Raw genomic sequence first — 14,745 nt, forward strand, 5'->3', positions numbered from 1 at the left:
GTTTAGGCAACCTGCATAAAGGCGGCTTGGTACGCGGGCAGCGTGAGTGTGCTGCCGTCTCGCGTGGCGGTAAAATGGGCGACCGGCAAGTCGCTGGCGACCTCCACGGGCAGGGTGGTTTGCTGCTCTTGCCCGGTCAGGTTGAAAACACATAGCAAGATCTCGTCGCCTTTTTGACGGGTAAAGCCGAGCAGGTCGTCACCGACGTCGACCAACGATAAATCGCCATCGAAGAGGGCGGGGTGGCGGCGGCGGAACGCCAGCAGGGCGCGTACGGTATTGAGTGTGGCGTTGGGGTCGTCTTGCTGGCGGCTCACCGCCAAATCCAAGTGACGAGCTTCCATGGGCAGCCACGGCTCTACTGGCGAGAAGCCACCCTGATCGCCGTCGGTCCAGGGCATGGGCGTGCGGCAGCCGTCGCGGCCTTTGAACTCGGGCCACAGCACTTTGCCGTAGGGGTCTTGAATGCGCTCGAAGGGCACGTCCGCTTCCGGTAGGCCCAGCTCTTCGCCTTGGTACAGGCACACGCTGCCGCGCAGTGAGAACAGCATGGCCAGCATCACTTTTGGGTAGGCGTGGGGGTCTTCCTCAGCGCCCCAGCGGGTCGCACTGCGCACCACGTCGTGGTTGGACGTGGCCCAGCAAGGCCAGGCGTCGCCCGCCAAGCGTTGGAAGCGTTCGATCACTTCGCGCAGGTAGCTGGCGGAGTGGGGCATGTTGAGCAGGTCGAAGGTGTACGCCATGTGCAGCTTATCGCCACCGGCAGTGTATTCGGCCATGCGTTCTAGCGGATTATCGTCGCCAATCTCACCCACGGTGGTGGTGCCGGGGTACTCATCCATCAGCGCACGCAGGTCTTTGAGGAAGTCCAGATTTTCCGGCCGGCTGAGGTCGTAGACATGGCGCTGCCAGGTGTAGGGGTTCGCTTCCGGTGCCCCCAGGGTTTTGGCTTCGCCTGTCGGTACCGGCGGGTTGTCCCGCAGTTCGGCGTCGTGGAAGTAGAAGTTGACCGTATCCAAGCGGAAGCCGTCTACGCCCAAATCCAGCCAGAAACGCATGTTGTCGAGCTGCGCCTGACGGGCTTCCGGGTGGTGGAAGTTCACGTCCGGCTGGCTGGTCAGGAAGTTGTGCAGATAGTACTGCTGGCGCCGGGAGTCGAAGGTCCACGCCGAGCCGCCAAAAATCGACAGCCAGTTGTTGGGCGGCGTGCCGTCGGGTTTCGGATCGGCCCATACGAACCAGTCGGCTTTAGGATTGGTGCGATTCTGGCGGCTCTCCTGGAACCAGGGGTGCTGATCGGAGGTATGGCTGATCACCTGGTCGATCATCACTTTCAAGCCCAGCGAGTGAGCTTTTTCCAGCAGCGCCTTGAAGTCTTCCAGCGTGCCGAACATGGGGTCTACGTCGCGGTAGTCACTCACGTCATAGCCGAAGTCGAGCATCGGAGAAGTAAAGAAGGGCGATAGCCAGATGCCGTCCACGTTGAGGGAGGCCACGTAATCCAGCTTTTCGGTGATGCCGTTCAGATCGCCTACGCCGTCGCCGCGGCTGTCCAAGAAGCTACGCGGATAGATTTGATAAATAACGCCGCCGCGCCACCACATCATGTTGTCTTGCATTACTGTGTTCCTTAAAAACGGTTGCTGAGTTTGATCAGCGAATTCATGGGACCATGGTGTGAAGGCGGTTAGCCCTTCACGGCACCCGCGGTCAGGCCGGACACGATGCGGCGCTGGAAAATGATGACCAGAATCACCAGCGGTACGGTGACCACGACGGAGGCTGCCATGATCGGCCCCCAGGGCAGTTCGTAGGCACTACCGCCTGACAGAAGGGCAATCGCAACCGGCACCGTGCGCTGCGCATCGGTCAGTGTGAAGGTCAGTGCGAACAGAAACTCGTTCCAGGCGGCGATGAATGCGAGCAGGCCCGTGGTCGCCATGGCGGGCCACATCAGCGGCAGAAATACCTTGGTGATGGTCACCCAGGGCGTTGCCCCATCCATGATCGCCGCCTCTTCCAGCTCCATGGGGAGCTGCTTCATGAAGGTGGTGAGCACCCACACCGTAAAGGGCAGGGTAAAGATGGTGTAGCTGAGAATGAGGCCTGCCGGGTTGTTGTAGAGGTTCAGCGCGCGAATCACTTCGAACAGCCCAGAGAGAACGGCCACTTGAGGGAACATCGACACGCCGAGAATGACCAGCAGCACGGTGGAGCGGCCGCGAAAGCGTACCCGACCCAGCGCGTAAGAAGCGGTGATGCCTAGCAGCAGCGCGATGAATACCACGCTGAACGCGACGATGATCGAGTTGAAGATCGCCCTCACGAAGCTCGATTGGCTAAAGATCTGTGCGTAGTTGTCCAGATTCCAGGTCGAGGGCCATAGCTCCACGCGGAACAGGTCGCTGGAGGGTTTTACCGAGGTAATGACGGCGTAGTAGAACGGGAAGACCGCGTACACCATGATGACGGCAATCAGTGCCCAGAACCCGACGCGTTTCGCTACTTTGGCTAACTGACGGCTGTTCATCAGTCACCTCCCAATTGAATCTGTTTGCGGCCAAGGTAGAGATAAGCCACGGTGGCCAGCGCGATGATCAAGAACAGCAGCGTGGATGCGGCGCTGCCGTAGCCGACGTCCTGAAACTCGACGAGCTGCTGGCGCGCGTAGACCGACATCGACATCGTGCTGGTGGAGTTGGAGGTCAACACGTAGATCACGTCGAAGACCCGCAGGGCATCCAGCAGGCGGAAGATGACCGCCACCATCAGCGCCGGGGTAATCAGCGGTAGCGTGACCTTGAAGAACACGCGCACCGGATGAATGCCATCCACCTCGGCGGCTTCGTAGCAATCTTTGGGCAGCATCTGCAGCGCGGCCAGGACCAACAGAGCCACGAAGGGAATCGTTTTCCACACGTCGACCATGATCACCGCCCACATGGAGTAGGTGGCGCTCGCGGTCCAAGCGATGGGGTTATCAATAATACCGACCATCATCAGCAGGTGGTTGATGATGCCGAACTGGTCGTTGAGCATCCACGCCCACATCTGAGCCGACACGATGGTAGGAATGGCCCAGGGAATCAGCACGGCCGCCCGAACGATCACGCGGCCTTTGAATTCTGCGTTCAAAATCAGTGCGACGATGACGCCGAAAACGACTTCCAGCGATACCGACACCACCGAGAAGTAAACCGTGTTCCACACGGACTGCCACCACACTGGGTCCGCCAGCACGCCAAACCAGCGGCCGTTGTCGTAGACCAGGTAGTTTTCGAAACCGATCAGATTCGCCGAGCCCAAATCGGAGAGCGACGCATCGGTAAAACTCAGGAAAAACGTACGTAGTAACGGCCAGCCCGCCACCAGCGTGAGGGCAATCAGCATGGGGGCTAAGAACAGCCACGCCGCCTTGACGCGTTGGCGGCGGACCTTGGTACCCCGTTGCCGCCGCGCTGGCGTGGCGGAACGCGCCCCGAGGGGCGCGTTTTGGTGAGAGTGGTGAGAAGAGCTCGACATAGGTGTCTCCGCGTTTACCAGTTGCGACGCTTCAGGCGCAGCAATTCGCCTTCAAGGTCGGCGACGGCTTGAGCGCCATCTTTGGTGCCGGACAGCACGTCATGAGAGGTGCTGAAGAACGCGTTGCTGACACGGCCATAGGCATCGCCCGTGGGGGCAGAGGGGCGGGCCACCGCGTTGGTGAACGTATCGTAAAGCGTGCCGAAGAAGGGCACGGCATCCAGCACTTCCTGGTCTTGGTAGAGCGAATCGATCGTCGGGTTGTAAGAAGCCTGAATGGCGCGGCGCTTTTGCTCTTCTTCACCGGTCAGATACGCCACCAGGTCAGCGGCGATCTCAGGATGCTCGCTGTAGCGCGACACGGCCAGGTTCCAGCCGCCCAGGCCCGCGGCGCTCTGGCCCTCTTCACCGCCGGCAGGCAGCTGCACGACGCCTACTTTGCCGCGCACGTCGCTATCGTCACTCTGGGCCAGTGACCACGCGTAGGGCCAGTTGCGCATGAAGACGGCATTGCCGCCCTGGAAAACACCCCGTGCTTCCTCTTCGGTGTAGTTCAGCACGCCTTCCGGGGAGATGTCGCCAATCCAAGAGGCGGCCAGATCCAGCGCTTGGGCAGCGCGCTCGTTGTTGATGGTCACTTCGCCTTCGTTATCGACCACGGTGCCGCCGCCAAAGCTGGCAACCCACTCGAGGGCGTTGACGGTCAGGCCTTCGTAGGCGCGGCCTTGGAACACGAAGCCTTGCATACGGTCGTTGCCCGCTTCACGCTCGGCGTTTTGAATATCGCGCGCGATCTCCGTCATCTCTTGCCACGTGGTGGGCACCTCGTGGCCATGCTTTTCCAGCAGGTCTTCGCGGTAGTAAAGAACACCCGCATCGGTAAACCAGGGCATGGCGACCAGGCGGTCATCGATGGTGTTATTGGTCACGATGGTGTCGAAGTGACCGACTGCGGCGTCTTCACCCAGTACTTCGCGCAGGTCGAGCAGGTGGTTGGCTAGCAGACCGGGCCATACCACGTCGATCTGCATCACATCGATATCGCTGGAGTTAGCGGAGAGAATTTGTTGATAGAGAGACAGGCGCTCAGTAGACGAGTTGGGCGTTGAAACCACATCGACGCTGTGGCCGGTTTTCTCTTCCCAGGCGCGTACGCCTTCTTGGCAAAGGGTCAACTCTGCGCCAACTGCACCACAGGAGATCGTCAGTTCGGCCGCCTGGGCAGACCCGGTGGCACTGGCAAGACTGGCCAAAGCAATAGCTGAAGTGAGTAGTGTCTTTTTCATTACGGCGTTCCTCGGCGTTTATTGTTGTGGGTGATGGGGTATCAATGCGCTCATAGCGCCTACTTAAACGATTAAGTACGCTGCCAGTTAGCCGTCTGTCGTCGTGAAGTTCAATAGCGACTTTTGTCTAATCTATGTCAATTCAATTTCTCTAAGATAAATAACCTTTTAGACCATTGGTCGATAATTAGTAAAAGCTTGTTGGTTTACGTGCTCTTAATCGATTAAGTTTCAACTGTCACTCTATCTTCACACAACACGAAAGTTGCTTTGCAACACGTTGGGTCAATCACCTTGTCGCGTTGTTGGGCACAGGCTTCGGCGAGTCGAAGTAACGACACGGGTGGCAGCACTGAAACGCTGGCTTTTTTTACACCGGTTTTGGGGCCGGTGATCAAAAAGTAGGGAGCCAAACGGTTCGGGCGTTCGGGATAAAAAACAATAGGATTTAACACTAGGGTTGAAAAACAATGCATAAAATGACGTTCAAAACACCTTTAGCCATTGCCGTCGCCGCTGCCAGCTTCGGTCTTTGCGGTGCCGCCAATGCTGACATGACCTTGGAAGAGCGCTTTGCCGAGCTGGAAGCACGCATTGCAGCCGCTGAGCAGCGAGCTGAAGCGGCCGAGCGCCGCGCCGAGCTAGCCGAGCAAGGTCGCGGAACCGCGCCTGCATCCAGCGCCCCGGCTGCGGCGACTACCAATGCCGATATCGAAGAGCGCCTGGCCCGCGTCGAACGCCAGGCCAGCGGCGAAGAGGGCTTTTCGTTTAACGTTTACGCCCGATCTGGCCTGCTGATTGGTGAAGATGGCAAAAGTGCACCGGGTGGCCCGTACCTAACGCCCGCCGGTGGTAACGGTGGGGCGGTGGGGCGTTTGGGCAACGAGCCGGACACCTACTCTGAAGCGATCCTGAACTACCGCATGCAGTTCGATAACGGCGCCAAAGCCCGCTACACCACCATGCTGGCCCATGGCACCAACTCCAGCAACGACTGGGTGGGCGATGACACCAACCTGAACGTGCGTCAGGTGTACGCAGAGTTCAGCGATTTGCCGAGCTTTACAGGGGCCTTCGAGAACGCCTCGATCTGGGCGGGTAAGCGCTTCGATCGCAATAACTTCGACATTCACTGGCTTGACAGCAACGTGGTCTTTCTCGCCGGTACCGGTGGTGGTGTGTACGACGTGCAGCTGGCGGAGAACTGGAAAACCAACTTCTCGCTCTATGGTCGCAGCTTCAGCGACTTCCCGGTCGTCAACCGTGAAAACCCCGGTTTGGACGGCGAAAACAGCGATACCGACAACCTTGTCCTGACCTCCAACAACTACTTCGGTAACTGGCAGGTGATGGTCAACGGCATGTCCGCTGCCGATAACGACGAGCGCGACATCGGCGTCGGCCAAACCGCTGCCGATACCGGTTGGCACACCATGGTGGCCTACCACGGTGATAGCTTCTTTGGGTTGGGCGACGGTAACTTCAAGGCCGCCGTACTGCACGGCCAAGGCCTGGGTGCCGAGGTGAAAGGCTTGGGTAGCAACGGCGACTTGACCGATGATGCCAGCGCAACGCGCCTTGCCCTCTACGGCACGACCTACATTGCCCCGCAGTGGCGCATTGCGCCGGCCATCCTGGCGGAAACCAGCGACGACCGTTTTGCTAGTGGCGATAGCTATGATTGGGCCACGCTGAACGTTCGCCTGGCGAACGAAATCAACCAAAACTTCGAAATGCAGTACGAAGCCAGCTACCAGTGGATGGACTTCGAACCGCAGGGTTACAGCGGCCGCAATGCGGTGGACGGCGACTACATGAAGTTCACCATCGCCCCGACCTTCAAGCCGGAAGTGGGCGGGTTCTGGAAGCGTCCTGAAATCCGTCTGTTCACCACCTACAGCGACTGGGATGAGAGCCTGAATAGCTACGGTGCCAGCTCGCTGGGCAGCGACGGCTTCACAGGTGGTGAGTTCACCTTCGGTGTCCAAACCGAAGTATGGTTCTAGGGGAGTACCGCTCGCTAGCAAGACTGCTTTCGATCTCATGGCGGCATGAGCGCCATCTGCCCATGCCGGTTGCCCGCGACTCGTCGCGGGCTTTTTATTGTCCAAATAAGTAGCCTAAGTCATAGACGAGGACGTTGGTAGACACATAGGAGAGGGCCATGCCGCTGCTACAAGAAAAGCTTACCGCACCGACGTTGCCACTGGGCGTCGTGGCAAGGCCACGCCTCAATGATGCCTTTGCATTGAACGAGCGCGTGCGCCTGCTTCTCGTTCAAGCCCCGTCGGGCTACGGAAAGACCACGCTACTGGCAGAACGCCTACCCGCCCTGGAGCAAGACGCCGCTTGGCTGCGCCTGGACCAGCGCGACAATCGGCCCGAGCGCTTTTTACGCTACTGGCAAGCCGCCATCGATACGCTGTTACGTGAGGATGCGCCGCTGTCGCCTTTGTCTGAGGCGGCGGACTGCGTGGAGCAGCTAGAGCGCTGGCTGGGCGAGCTGCCGAAGCAGCGGACGGCTTGTCGGCTGGTCGTGGATGAGTTCGAGCACCTGACGCACCCCGATATTCTGGCGGGGCTTGCCCACTGGCTGCGTCATCAGCCGCCCTGGCTGACCCTGACCCTGGCCAGTCGCTCCCGGCCTGCGCTGGGCCTTGCCAGCCTGCGGCTGCGGGGCGAACTCGAAGAGATCGATCTAAGCGCCCTGGCCTTCGATAGCGAAGAGGCGCAAACCCTCTGCGCCGAGCAGCTCAGTTTTCCGCCTACTCGGGTGAGCCTGGAGCGGGCGCTGCGCCGCAGCGGCGGCTGGGTGATGGCCCTGAACTGGCTGGTGGAGCGTACGACGACTCGCGCCGGATTCGATGCGCTGGTCGAGCGGCTAAACGGCGGTCATCCCGATTTTGTGGCCTGGTTCGATGAACGGCTGGCCGAGGCGCTGCCCCCTGAGGAGCGAGAGCTACTACTGCAGCTCGGTGTGCTGGAGCGCTTCTCACCTGAATTGATGGCGCGCCTGCTGGAGGGCGAGCGGCTTACCCAGCGGCTCGATGCCTTCGAGCAAGCGGGGCTATTCATCGAGCGGCCCGACCCCCACGCCCAGTGGTACCGCTTTCAACGGCTGTTCGGGGAGTACCTGCGCCACCGCCGCCACGAGCTTAGCTTGGCCACCCAGCGCACCCTGCACCAGCGGGCCAGCCAAGCCTGGCTGGCACTCAACGACCCGATCATGGCGTTGCGCCAAGCCATTTTGGCGGAATCGCCCGAGGAGGTGGCCAGTCTACTGGTCGCGCAAGGGCCAGCGCTGTTGGCCAGCGGGGCCTACGCGCTGCTGGCTCAAGGGCTTGGGCTGCTGGGGGAGCCGCAAATCTCGACACGCCCAGAGCTGGCGCTGCTCTACGGCTGGGTCTCCCATGCGCAGTTCCAGTTCGATATCACCGCACGAGTCATCCAATGGATCGAAGCGCAGCTGGAGGCCCCAGAGTGGCAGCGGCTGACGGCCGAGTTTGCCACCCTGCGCGCCCAATTAGCGATCAATCAGGGCAACGCCGAGCGCGCTGCGCCGCTCGCTGAACAGGCGCTCGCCGTGCCCGCCCGCTATTTAGCCTCCACCCCGCTGACCGCGACCGCCATCTTGAGCGAGGCGCGTTTCGTGCTGGGCTATCTGGACGAGTCGCTGCAACGGGTGCGCGAGGTGGAGCGTCTGGCACGCCAGCGAGAAGATCACCAGCTACTGCTGTGGTCATTCTGCCATCAGTCGGAAACGCTGGTGGCCCAGGGGCGCTTGCAGGCCGCTTACGATATTCAAGAGCGCGCTTTTGCCCATCTGGAGCGGGCAGAGCTCGAGCACCTGCCCGTGGCGGAGTTTCTCTACCGGATTCGCAGCCAGGTGCTTTGGGAGTGGCACCGCCTGGATGAAGCCGAGCAGGCCGCGCTCAAAGGCATTGCCGTGCTCGACAACCAGGGCGAGCGCTGGACGCTACAGTGCCACATTCAACTGGCCAAAATTGCCCAGAGCCGTGGCGATCAGGCTCAGTGCGCTGATCATATTCGGCGGCTGCGTAAAATCCTGGCCGAAGGCGATTACCATATCGACTGGGTGGCCAATGCCCACGCCACGCTGCTGGCCTGGTGGCACTCCACGCAAGACCTCGACGCGGTAGAGCGCTGGCGTCAGGAAGCGCCCACCCCCATCACCGACGGGGCCACCAACCACTTTGCGCAGTGTAACGTACGCAATCACGCCCGGGCGCTCACGCTGCTGGGCCGCTTTGATGAGGCCCGCGCGCTGTTGGAAGCGCTCGAAGTCCATACTCAAAGACTTGGGCTGGTCACCGATGCCAATCGCAACCAGCTCTGCCTCGCGGCCGCTGCGTGGTCGGCTGGCCAGGAGGCGCAAGCCCGCCGCCACATGCATCAAGCGCTCAGTTTGGCGTCTCGCACGGCGTTGATAGGCAGCTTTTTGCGCATGGGCAAACCGTTGGGAGATCTGCTGTCGGGCGTATTGACGGACGGTCCGCTTTCAGCGCTGGAGCAGGCGAGGGCAGAGCGGCTGCTGGCGCTGGCGGGTCAGCAGAAAGATTTTGGAAGCGCCCGACGCTTGATGCTGGATGAAACGGTGATCGCCGATATTGTCGCAAGACCTGACGTGCCGGAGCTGATTCGCACCTCGCCGCTCACCCGACGCGAATGGCAAATCCTGGGGTTGATTTACGCCGGGCTCTCCAATGAGCAGATTGCCGAACAGCTCTCGGTGGCGCCGACGACCATCAAGACCCATATCCGCAGCCTTTACCAAAAGCAGAGCATTCGCCGCCGGGACGAAGCCATTGCGCTGGCAGGGCAACTCATGGCGCATATTCAGGGGGAGTGAGGCGCCGTGTGATCACTCCTCCCCGGGCCTACGCCTGGTATGCCCAGTGGGGGAGGATTCTATCAAGCGGCGTAGCCTGCATCATGCCGAGCATGGGCCATCTCTCTATTCATCGAGATACCGACGGCAATAACAAGGATAAGGATCATGATGCAGACACCTTCTACTTCTCACTACGTTGGCAGCCAAGGGGCCGACTGGTGGCGCGGCGCGGTGATTTACCAAATCTACCCGCGCAGTTTCATGGACAGTCACGGCGACGGCATTGGCGATTTGCAAGGCGTGATCGACAAGCTCGACTACATCGCGTCATTAAACGTCGATGCGATTTGGCTGTCGCCGTTTTTTACCTCGCCGATGAAAGATTTCGGCTACGACATCAGCAACTACCGCGATGTCGACCCCATGTTCGGCACGCTGGACGACTTCGACCGCCTGGTCGAAGCGGCCCACGCGCGGGGGCTGAAAGTGACGATCGATCAGGTGATGTCCCACACCTCCGACCAGCACGCGTGGTTCGAAGAGAGCCGCCAAAGCCGCGACAACCCAAAAGCCGACTGGTACGTATGGGCCGACCCCAAACCCGACGGCGCGCCGCCCACCAACTGGCAGTCGGTATTCGGCGGCAGCGCCTGGCAGTGGGATACCCGCCGCTGCCAGTACTACCTGCACAACTTCCTGGCCAGCCAGCCGGATCTCAACTTCCGCACCCCTGCCGTGGTCGACGCCATGCTGGAAGAGGTGCGCTTCTGGTTGGAGCGCGGCGTGGATGGCTTCCGGCTGGATGCGGTGAATTTCTGCACCCACGGCGAGTTAAAAGACAATCCGCCGCGCCAGGAAATCACCGAGAGCTTCCTAGGCGTTCGCCCTGACAACCCCTACGGCTATCAGCTCCACCATTACGACAAGACTCAGCCGGAAAATCTCGTTTTCCTGGAGCGGCTGCGGGCACTGTTGGATGAGTACCCCGGCACCACCAGCGTGGGCGAAGTGGGCGACGACGATGCGCTCGGCGTGATGGCGGAGTACTCCCAGGGCGGCAAGCGCCTGCACATGTGCTACTCGTTCAACCTGCTGACCGATAAAGCCGACCCTGGCTACTTGCACGAAACGCTTACCGAAATGGAAGCGCGCATTGGCGATGGCTGGCCCTGCTGGGCGCTGGGAAACCACGACGTAACGCGGCTGGCAACCCGCTGGCAGGCGGAAGGGCAGCTCGATAAGCTGCGCCTCTATTTGGTGTTCCTGTTCAGCCAGCGGGGCAGCGTATGCCTCTATCAGGGCGAAGAGCTGGGCCTGCCCGAGGCGGAGCTGACGTTCGAGCAGCTCGTCGATCCGGCGGGCATCACCTTCTGGCCTGCTTATAAAGGTCGCGATGGCTGCCGCACCCCGCACCCCTGGCAGGCGGACGCCCGCCATGCGGGCTTTAGCAGCGCTACTCCCTGGCTGCCGGTGCCCGATTCCCACGCAAGTTTGGCGGTGGACCAGCAAGAGCAGGATGCCGATTCGCTGCTCAATGCCTACCGCGCGTTTTTAGCCTTCCGCCGCACGCAGCCTGCGCTGGTGAAAGGCGACGTGGACTACCATCCGGTACGCGACGAGGTGCTCTGTTTGGAGCGCACCCATCAGCAAACTCGCCTGCTGGTGGCGCTGAACTTTAGCGATCAAACCGTGACCCGCTCGGCTCCCGAGGGTGCTGAAGCATTGGAGGATGCGCCTAAGTGGCTAAACGGCGAGTGGCAGGCAGGTACGCTGACGCTGCCGCCGTTTGGGGTGGCGATTGCCCGCTGCCCGCAAACCCAGGAGGATGCGCCATGGGACGTTTAACCCTCAGCGGCATCGGTAAATCCTTCGATGGTGTCGAAATCTCACGGGATATCGACCTCACCATCGAAGACGGCGAGTTCGTCGTTTTCGTGGGCCCCTCCGGCTGCGGTAAATCCACGCTACTCCGCATGATTGCAGGCTTGGAAGACATCACCACCGGGGATATGCAGCTCGATGGCCAGCGGATCAACGAGATACCGCCCCAGGAGCGAGACATCGGCATGGTGTTCCAATCCTACGCGCTCTACCCGCACATGAGCGTGGCGGAGAACATGGCCTTTGGCTTGAAGCTGGCGCGTACCGACAAGGCGGAGATCCGTCGCCGCGTGGAGCACGCCGCCGAGATGCTGCATCTCACCGACCTTCTGGAGCGCAAGCCCAAAGACCTCTCCGGCGGCCAGCGCCAGCGGGTGGCCATTGGCCGCACCCTGGTCAAAGAGCCTGCCGTGTTTCTGTTCGACGAGCCGCTCTCCAATCTGGATGCCGCGCTGCGCGTGGATATGCGGGTACAGATCGCCGCGCTGCACAAGCGCCTGAACGCCACCATGATCTACGTCACCCACGATCAGGTGGAGGCGATGACCCTGGCCGACCGTATCGTGCTGCTCTCGAAAGGACGTATTGCCCAGGTGGGCGCGCCGCTATCGCTGTATCACTTTCCCAATACCCTTGAGGTGGCGGAGTTTATCGGTTCGCCGCGTATCAATACGCTGCCGGTGACGGTGGTCGACCCCGGCGAGCGCCAAACCGTGGTGCGCCTGCACAGCGGTGAAACGCTGGCGGTGGCGGTAAATGGCCAGCAGCTTCAGGCAGGCGATAGGGCCACCCTGGGACTGCGGGCCGAGGATTTCGTGGCGGCTGAGCAAGCCGACGCCACGTTGAGCGCTACGCTGATGGTGGCCGAAAAGCTGGGCTATGAAACCCTCGCCCACTGGCAGTTGGCGGGCATCGATACCCCCGTGACCCAGCGGCTGGATGGCCTGACACGGCTGGAAGAGGGCCAGGTTTCGCGCTTGGGAATCGCTGGTCAGCGCTGCCACCTGTTTGATGCCAACGGCAATGCCTGCCCGCGCCAAGTCACGGTGGATGGGGTGAGCTGATAATTTTTTAAAGAATTAAACTTTTTTTAAAAAAGAGTGCATCCAATCGGTCTCCTTGTGTGTATCCCCCTATACAGCCGCTACTCAAAGCGGTTGAACAAAACCCAAGGAGACTGAAATGACCATCCAACACATGGCGCGTGCGACGCTCGCCGCTACCTTGATTGCATCCTTCAGTCACGCCGCGTTGGCGGACATGCCCCCCGCCGACGTCCAAGTACCGGACGGCAACACCGTCGCTCTCGAAACCGTCGGCGTGGGTGCGATTACCTACATGTGTGAAGCCAAGGACGACGGCACCATGGGCTGGGTATTTAAAGGCCCACACGCTGCACTGAACGACAGCGAAGGCACCCAGGTCGGCAGCTACTACGGCCCGCCCGCCACTTGGGAAGCCCTGGACGGTTCTAAAATTACCGGCACTCAGCTAGCCGTGGCGCCGAATGGCGATGGCAACATTCCGCTGCAGCTCGTCGAAGCCAACCCGGCGGAAGGCGAAGGCGCAATGAGCGGCGTGAGCTACATCCAGCGCTTGAACACCCAAGGTGGCGTTGCCCCTGACGTTGCCTGCGACGAGGGCCACGACGGCGCCACTGCGGTCGTCACCTATCAAGCCGACTACATCTTCTGGACCGCGAACTAAGCGTTCCAACACTGACTCACTTTTATTAAGCTTCGTAAGGCTAGGGACTCGTCACCAGGCTCCCTAGCCGTTATGCTCCTGGCAGTGCGACGACCGATGCGGCGCGTTACCAGGGAGCGAAGATGTGTCTGAACGTGACATGCCTGAAACAGGTAAGGCTAACACCATTAGCACCGATAACGGCCACGTAAGGCCCGCTCAAGAATTCGATTACGCTGATGCGCTCGCCCGCTGTGCCCGGGGGGAGCACGCAGCGCTGCAACGGCTCTATCAACAGGAAGGCGCCAAGCTGCTGGGTGTCGTGCTGCGCATCGTGAAGGATCGAGGCATGGCAGAAGATATCGTTCACGATGCCTGCCTGAACATTTGGCAGCGCGCGGACAGCTTCGACCCGCAAAAAGGGACAGCCCGAACCTGGATCTTCAGCATTGCCCGTCACTTGGCGCTGAATGCCATCCGCGGCCGTGACCGCGAAGTGAGCGTCGACCTGAACGACCCCCACGAACTCGATGACGACGATACCTTCCAGCAGGCGTCGCAAGTGACGGATGCCTTCGATTGGCAAACCGGCCAACGGATGGACGAGTGCCTGCAGCAGTTGGAAACCGAACGCCGTAACTGCGTGCTGCATGCCTATGTGGATGGTTTGTCCCATGCAGAGATTGCGGCGCACACGGGCGCGCCGCTAGGTACGGTCAAAGCCTGGATCAAGCGCAGCCTGCTTCGCTTACGGGAGTGTATGGCATGAGCCCTTCGAACGAACCCGATGATCTTCATGTCCTGGCCGGTGAGTACGTGCTAGGCACGCTGCCCATGGCCGAGCGCGAAGCCTTTGAGGCGCGTTTAGCCAACGACCCTGAGCTGCAAAAAGCGGTGGCGGCATGGGAAGAGCGCTTTTTCCCCTACACCGCGATGGTGGAGCCGGTCACGCCCTCCGATTATCTCTGGCCGCGCATCGAGCGCAGTCTCAAAGCCTCCGCTACCCGTGCCCCGTCATCCGTGCCCACACGCGCTCCCAGGCCGAATGGACCACGCCGCCGCTTGATGCAGAGCCTGCCGTTTTGGCGAGGGGTGGCAGGGGCAGGATTAGCGGCTGCGCTGGCCATGGGCGTGCTGTTGACCAACGTGACGACCGCACCTGCAACGCCAGAGTACATGGTGGTGCTGCTCGCACCGCAAACTCAGTCGGCGGGGTGGGTGGCGCAGGCCGCGAATCGCCAGGAGATCCAGCTAATTCCTTTGGGCACCTTCGAGGTACCGGAGGGCAAAGCGCTGGAGTTCTGGACCAAAGCCGATGATTGGCAAGCGCCCGTCTCGCTGGGGCTCGTCGAGCCGGGGCAACCGCTGCGCCTGCGGTTGGATCAGCTGCCGCCGCTGCAAGATAATCAGCTATTCGAGCTGACGCTGGAAGATGACACTGGCTCGCCCACCGGGCTGCCCACTGGTCCGATTGAGTTCATTGGCCGCGCGGTCGAAATCTAACGTCGCCAGCCGCTG

11 protein-coding genes are annotated in these 14,745 nt (G+C 60.9%); 7 read left to right on the forward strand and 4 right to left on the reverse strand.

Going from position 1 to position 14,745, the window contains the following annotated elements:
- Positions 1 to 2: 2 nt before the first annotated feature.
- From MHM37_RS11385 to MHM37_RS11400, 4 genes are all read right to left on the reverse strand, one after another.
- A complete protein-coding gene (locus tag MHM37_RS11385) occupies positions 3 to 1,619 on the reverse strand; it encodes an alpha-glucosidase family protein (RefSeq protein WP_139528480.1) in 1,617 nt (538 codons plus the stop codon).
- A gap of 68 nt (positions 1,620 to 1,687) precedes the next feature.
- Positions 1,688 to 2,530, reverse strand: coding sequence for a carbohydrate ABC transporter permease (locus tag MHM37_RS11390; protein WP_139528481.1), 843 nt, complete (start codon positions 2,528 to 2,530; stop codon positions 1,688 to 1,690).
- Entirely contained in the window at positions 2,530 to 3,522 is a 993-nt protein-coding gene (locus tag MHM37_RS11395; protein WP_139528482.1) for a sugar ABC transporter permease, read from the reverse strand. Before MHM37_RS11395 ends, MHM37_RS11390 begins: the two co-directional genes overlap by 1 nt.
- A gap of 14 nt (positions 3,523 to 3,536) precedes the next feature.
- The gene (locus MHM37_RS11400; protein ID WP_139528483.1) at positions 3,537 to 4,808 is read right to left on the reverse strand and encodes an ABC transporter substrate-binding protein; all 1,272 of its coding nucleotides are present in this window, start codon (positions 4,806 to 4,808) and stop codon (positions 3,537 to 3,539) included.
- Positions 4,809 to 5,278: 470 nt separating this feature from the next.
- Here MHM37_RS11400 and MHM37_RS11405 point away from each other — a divergent pair, with 470 nt between their 5' ends.
- From MHM37_RS11405 to MHM37_RS11435, 7 genes are all read left to right on the forward strand, one after another.
- Positions 5,279 to 6,814, forward strand: a complete 1,536-nt coding sequence (locus MHM37_RS11405) for a carbohydrate porin (RefSeq protein ID WP_239296717.1) — start codon at positions 5,279 to 5,281, stop codon at positions 6,812 to 6,814.
- A 158-nt stretch (positions 6,815 to 6,972) separates the two neighbouring features.
- Entirely contained in the window at positions 6,973 to 9,678 is a 2,706-nt protein-coding gene (gene malT, locus MHM37_RS11410; protein ID WP_139528485.1) for an HTH-type transcriptional regulator MalT, read from the forward strand.
- Positions 9,679 to 9,825: 147 nt separating this feature from the next.
- Complete coding sequence (locus MHM37_RS11415) at positions 9,826 to 11,505, forward strand: alpha-amylase family glycosyl hydrolase (RefSeq protein WP_139528486.1); 1,680 nt, start codon at positions 9,826 to 9,828, stop codon at positions 11,503 to 11,505.
- Entirely contained in the window at positions 11,493 to 12,605 is a 1,113-nt protein-coding gene (gene ugpC, locus MHM37_RS11420; protein WP_239296718.1) for a sn-glycerol-3-phosphate ABC transporter ATP-binding protein UgpC, read from the forward strand. The genes MHM37_RS11415 and ugpC overlap by 13 nt, the downstream gene beginning before the upstream one ends.
- Positions 12,606 to 12,723: 118 nt before the next feature.
- The gene (locus MHM37_RS11425; protein WP_239296719.1) at positions 12,724 to 13,248 is read left to right on the forward strand and encodes a DUF3455 domain-containing protein; all 525 of its coding nucleotides are present in this window, start codon (positions 12,724 to 12,726) and stop codon (positions 13,246 to 13,248) included.
- Positions 13,249 to 13,372: 124 nt separating this feature from the next.
- Entirely contained in the window at positions 13,373 to 13,996 is a 624-nt protein-coding gene (locus tag MHM37_RS11430; RefSeq protein WP_232068234.1) for a sigma-70 family RNA polymerase sigma factor, read from the forward strand.
- Positions 13,993 to 14,730 (forward strand): anti-sigma factor, encoded by a 738-nt coding sequence (locus MHM37_RS11435; RefSeq protein WP_239296720.1) that lies wholly within the window; start codon positions 13,993 to 13,995, stop codon positions 14,728 to 14,730. Before MHM37_RS11430 ends, MHM37_RS11435 begins: the two co-directional genes overlap by 4 nt.
- Positions 14,731 to 14,745: the final 15 nt, after the last annotated feature.

This window comes from Halomonas sp. MMH1-48 (genome assembly GCF_022348105.1).
Taxonomy (GTDB): domain Bacteria; phylum Pseudomonadota; class Gammaproteobacteria; order Pseudomonadales; family Halomonadaceae; genus Vreelandella; species Vreelandella piezotolerans.

Excerpts from the sequence above, each read along its gene's own strand:
- MHM37_RS11385 (WP_139528480.1), bottom strand. The coding sequence starts at position 1,619 with ATGCAAGACAACATGATGTGGTGGCGCGGCGGCGTTATTTATCAAATC.
- MHM37_RS11390 (WP_139528481.1), bottom strand. The coding sequence starts at position 2,530 with ATGAACAGCCGTCAGTTAGCCAAAGTAGCGAAACGCGTCGGGTTCTGG.
- MHM37_RS11395 (WP_139528482.1), bottom strand. The coding sequence starts at position 3,522 with ATGTCGAGCTCTTCTCACCACTCTCACCAAAACGCGCCCCTCGGGGCG.
- MHM37_RS11400 (WP_139528483.1), bottom strand. The coding sequence starts at position 4,808 with ATGAAAAAGACACTACTCACTTCAGCTATTGCTTTGGCCAGTCTTGCC.
- MHM37_RS11405 (WP_239296717.1), top strand. The coding sequence starts at position 5,279 with ATGCATAAAATGACGTTCAAAACACCTTTAGCCATTGCCGTCGCCGCT.
- malT (WP_139528485.1), top strand. The coding sequence starts at position 6,973 with ATGCCGCTGCTACAAGAAAAGCTTACCGCACCGACGTTGCCACTGGGC.
- MHM37_RS11415 (WP_139528486.1), top strand. The coding sequence starts at position 9,826 with ATGATGCAGACACCTTCTACTTCTCACTACGTTGGCAGCCAAGGGGCC.
- ugpC (WP_239296718.1), top strand. The coding sequence starts at position 11,493 with ATGGGACGTTTAACCCTCAGCGGCATCGGTAAATCCTTCGATGGTGTC.
- MHM37_RS11425 (WP_239296719.1), top strand. The coding sequence starts at position 12,724 with ATGACCATCCAACACATGGCGCGTGCGACGCTCGCCGCTACCTTGATT.
- MHM37_RS11435 (WP_239296720.1), top strand. The coding sequence starts at position 13,993 with ATGAGCCCTTCGAACGAACCCGATGATCTTCATGTCCTGGCCGGTGAG.